The following is a 500-nucleotide window of genomic DNA, read 5'->3' as shown; positions in this document are numbered from 1 at the left end:
CACAGTTTTGCAGTAAGCCGCGCATTGAGCGCAGCAAAGGCACACCAGCTTTAGTTAAGCTGAACAACTGACGAGAAAACAGGATAATCACTTCCAGTGGAATGGCAGGAACCAACAATTTAGACAAACTAACGTGGTTCTTTGCGCCTTCTTTCTCTAAGCGTAGATTGAGCGGGATGATCCCTTTATTCATCAACGCTTCCGCTGCAGCTTCTGAATTCACCGCATCGACTTTGCCACTGGTTGATGAGCCGTCTAATGTGCGGCCTTGATAACGAAAAGTTGGCATTCACTTACCTACATGAAAATGGGATCAGTTTTACCCGAAGCGTCACCCTCGCCGAGGGTCATCACTTCATCCAGGCTCACAGCACCTTGCAGTGCAAGCTCCATTGCTGAGGCAAGAAGCGGTTTGTAGTTTTCTGAACGTCGAGCCGCTTGTGCAAAGCCAACCGCATCATTCGCACGCAGCTTGTCCATCATCTCATGTTCCAGCTCAA

Annotated in this window: 2 pseudogenes; both read right to left on the bottom strand. The window is 49.0% G+C overall.

The annotated features are described in order from the left end of the window. Positions 1-289: pseudogene (locus tag R7P74_RS29835) on the bottom strand (type II secretion system F family protein); the annotation flags it as partial. Positions 290-297: 8 nt separating this feature from the next. Continuing rightward, positions 298-500: pseudogene (locus R7P74_RS29830) on the bottom strand (MSHA biogenesis protein MshE); the annotation flags it as partial.

This window comes from Vibrio sp. 2033 (genome assembly GCF_033339735.1).
This window is presented reverse-complemented; position numbering and strand designations above follow the sequence as displayed.